We start from the raw sequence: 3,209 nt of genomic DNA on the forward strand, positions 1-3,209 counted from the left end.
CCGACGCGCCGGTCGCCGCGCATCCCGAATGCCCGGCCTATATTCTCGATCATGCCGATCTGGTCGGCTCGACCAGCGCGATCCTGAAATATGCCAAGGATTTTGAAGGCGACACGATCATCATCGCTACCGAACCGCATATCATCCACCAGATGGAAAAAGCGGTACCCGACAAGAATTTCATCGGTGCCCCCGGTGCCGATGGCAACTGCAACTGCAATATCTGCCCCTATATGGCGCTCAACACGATGGAGAAGCTCTATGTGGCGCTGCGTGATCTGGAGCCGCGGATCGAGATGGACGAGGAACTGCGCCTGCAGGCCAGCAAGTCGATCGACCGGATGATGGAAATGGCGAGCGCGACAGTCGGGCAGGGGGATTTGGGGCCGGCTGATCTGGCGCATGAGGATTGAGTGCCAAAGTATAAGGTCATGATTCAAGGGATCAATATTCCAATGAAAGATGGACTATACGGTTTCTACACTACCCGATTTATTCAAGCCTTGGATGCGAAGCGCGCAGAGCTAAAAATTGTCGACCAGATCAGGGTTGAATTCAGAAAGACTCATTCCGTTTCTGCTCTCAATAGTGCAAAGACGTGGATGGACCTTAAGGATATTAGGCAGGTCGATAATTTTCCGAGACGCCGTGGCGGGGGTTTTTGTTGGTTTGATCAAGCTGAGGATGGTTCGGGCCAATCAGCGCTCGATTTGGAACGAGAAGCTTTCTGGGCATAAATTGCTTGAACTAGATTCCCGCCTTCGCGGGAATGACATATTTTCTCGGGACTCAATCTCCCTCGTCATCCCCGCGAAGGCGGGGATCCAGTTGGCGCTAGCTGACGGTCCTATTATCCGTTTAGGGAATCGAACAGATCATCCCAGTCGGGATTGCTCTCTTCGATCAAACGCAGTTTCCAGCCCCGGTTCCATTTCTTGAGCGCTTTTTCGCGGACAATGGCGTCGCGGACATCGGTGAAGGTTTCGATATAGACCAATTTGGTAACGCGGTATTTCTCGGTAAATTCTGAACCCTTGCCGTTTTTTTGGGCGAAGATGCGGGCGGCGAGATTGCCGGTGACTCCAATATAGAGAGTTCCGTTTCGTCGGCTAGCGAGAATATAGACATGATAGGCGCTTGGCATGGCCTGTTCTAACTGGGTTCCCGCCTTCGCGGGAATGACAAAATGGGGTGATGAGTTGCCAGTTTCGGCCAACCTTTGCCGTACTCCCCCAAGGAAGCACGCAAACCTACCCCGCCATCACCCGCTTCACCACCTCAGGTTCCGCAGCAATTACCTTGAGATAGGCGCGGACCGCTGGCGGGGGCATGTGGCGGCCGATTTCATATTGGCGGATATTGGCGAGCGGAATGCCGTAGACTTTCGCAAATTCTTCCTGCGTCATGCCGAGGTCGTAACGCAGTACGCGGATGAAACGGCCCATATTGGCACGCTCCAGCGCCGCTACGCTGACGTCCCGGTCTTCCGGATCATTCGGATCTGCCGGAATTGCGATAGTAGTTTCTTTGTTCACTGCTATTACTCCTTCGGACCGAGATGAACCTGACGATATCTCCGCGCCACACGTGGATCGCCGTGAAGAGTTTGCCATCGACTTCTCCGATCAGTTTGAAGCGTTCCTCCTCATCACCAAGCCGAATTGTTTCGGTTACTGTGTAAAAGGGATCATCAAAAATCCGTTGCCCGAAAGACAGCGGCAATCGATGCTTTGTTCGGTTGATCGCATCCTTATCCGGATCAAATTCCACATCTTTGTATATGTGAAACACATAGTTATCACAATTGGTGATCGCTCGCAAGCCATGACAGTTTCGGACAGTCCGATCCCCCTATCCAAATGCAAACGATTGCGGATTTCGTCCTCGTAAGCATTCCTGCTTTCCCCTCAATCCGTTATCGGTTAGCGTTATCCCATGATCGCCCGTATCCGTTCCGCTCTGCTGTCCATCAATGCCAGCTACTGGTTCTACCCGGCGTTGTTTTCGACGATCGCGTTTTTCCTGTCGTTTTTTACCATCTATCTCGACCGCAATGGCGCGTCGGACTGGTTCACCACGTATGACTGGCTGCATGTCAGCCGTCCGGCCGGCGCGCGGACGACGCTGACGGTGATCGCCGGTTCGATGATCGGGGTGGCGTCGACCGTCTTTTCGATCACCATCGCCGCCGTCGCCTATGCCAGCGGGAATTACGGCCCGCGCCTGTTGACCAATTTCATGGAAGACAAGGGGAACCAGCTTTCCCTGGCGACCTTTATCGCGACCTTTGTCTATGCCCTGATGGTCGTCCGCGTTGTCCGTGATGAAGATGAGCGCGCCGCCTCTGCCGCCGATGCCTCCGCTTCCTTCTTGCCCGGGTTTACGCCGCAATTATCGCTGATGGTGGCGATGGTCATGGCGATTTTTGCGGTCGCGGTGCTGGTCTATTTCCTCCACCATATTCCCGCCAGTATCCGCATCAACACCGTGCTTAAAGATATTGGCGAGCGCCTGATCCGCGATATCAAGCACCGTTATCCCAGCGAAATTGAAGAACGCGAACCGCGGCAGCAGGCCGAAGGCGAGCCGGTCATTGCCAGCGCCAGAGGTTATATTGATATTATCGACTTCGATACGCTGGACGAGGTGGCCCGGAAGCATGAGGCGACCATCGCGTTAAAGGTGCGCACTGGAGACTTCATCCATCCCGATGTGCCGATAGTCGAACTATCCGGCGCCGAAGCAGACGAGGAAATCGCCGATAAAATCCGCAATTGCTTCAGCACGGGCGGGATGCGGACGGCGACACAGGATCTGGAATATCTGATTGATGAACTGGTCGAGATTGCCCTGCGCGCTTTATCGCCGGGGATCAACGACCCGTTCACCGCGATCACCGCCATGCACTGGATGGGCGCGGCGCTGGCCGAACTGGGTAGCCGCGACCTTGACCGGGGGCCGGAGCAGGAGGATTATGACTGGGACCGGGTGCAGCCGCTCAGTGATGATTTCCGCCATTATATCGAACGCAGTTTCGGCGCGATGCGTTCGGGTGTCGCGACCAACCGGATGGCGGCGCTCAATTTTATCAACGCGCTGTTTTCCGCCGCAACATCCTGCCAGTCCGGTCGACGTTTGCGGTTGATCGGCGAAGAGGTGGAGATAATGGTGAAACAGGCGCGGCATCATCTGGTCGGGCCGTCGCTGGA

The 3,209-nt window shown here is 55.1% G+C and carries 6 protein-coding genes; 3 read left to right on the forward strand and 3 right to left on the reverse strand.

Going from position 1 to position 3,209, the window contains the following annotated elements; genetic code table 11:
* The coding region (gene nadA / locus WBM93_RS13125; RefSeq protein ID WP_424432312.1) for a quinolinate synthase NadA at nt 1-413 on the forward strand (413 nt) is incomplete at its 5' end.
* A complete protein-coding gene (locus WBM93_RS13130) occupies nt 414-737 on the forward strand; it encodes a hypothetical protein (RefSeq protein WP_424432313.1) in 324 nt (107 codons plus the stop codon).
* A 113-nt stretch (nt 738-850) separates the two neighbouring features.
* Here the strand turns inward: WBM93_RS13130 and WBM93_RS13135 are convergent, their stop codons facing one another.
* The 3 genes from WBM93_RS13135 to WBM93_RS13145 are packed head-to-tail and all read right to left on the reverse strand — an operon-like array spanning nt 851 to nt 1,791.
* Nucleotides 851-1,216 carry a GIY-YIG nuclease family protein gene (locus tag WBM93_RS13135; RefSeq protein WP_424432314.1) on the reverse strand — a complete coding sequence of 122 codons (366 nt, stop codon included), beginning with the start codon at nt 1,214-1,216 and terminating at the stop codon, nt 851-853.
* 34 nt (nt 1,217-1,250) lie between these two features.
* The gene (locus tag WBM93_RS13140) at nt 1,251-1,535 is read right to left on the reverse strand and encodes a helix-turn-helix domain-containing protein (RefSeq protein ID WP_424432315.1); all 285 of its coding nucleotides are present in this window, start codon (nt 1,533-1,535) and stop codon (nt 1,251-1,253) included.
* Nucleotides 1,492-1,791: a BrnT family toxin gene (locus WBM93_RS13145; RefSeq protein ID WP_424432317.1), complete on the reverse strand. Its 300-nt coding sequence runs from the start codon at nt 1,789-1,791 to the stop codon at nt 1,492-1,494. Before WBM93_RS13145 ends, WBM93_RS13140 begins: the two co-directional genes overlap by 44 nt.
* Before the next feature lie 144 nt (nt 1,792-1,935).
* Here WBM93_RS13145 and WBM93_RS13150 point away from each other — a divergent pair.
* Nucleotides 1,936-3,209 (forward strand): DUF2254 domain-containing protein (locus WBM93_RS13150; RefSeq protein ID WP_424432316.1); only part of this gene is annotated, 1,274 nt, incomplete at its 3' end.

This window comes from Parasphingorhabdus sp. (assembly GCF_049667325.1).
In the GTDB taxonomy this organism is placed as follows: Bacteria; Pseudomonadota; Alphaproteobacteria; order Sphingomonadales; family Sphingomonadaceae; genus Parasphingorhabdus.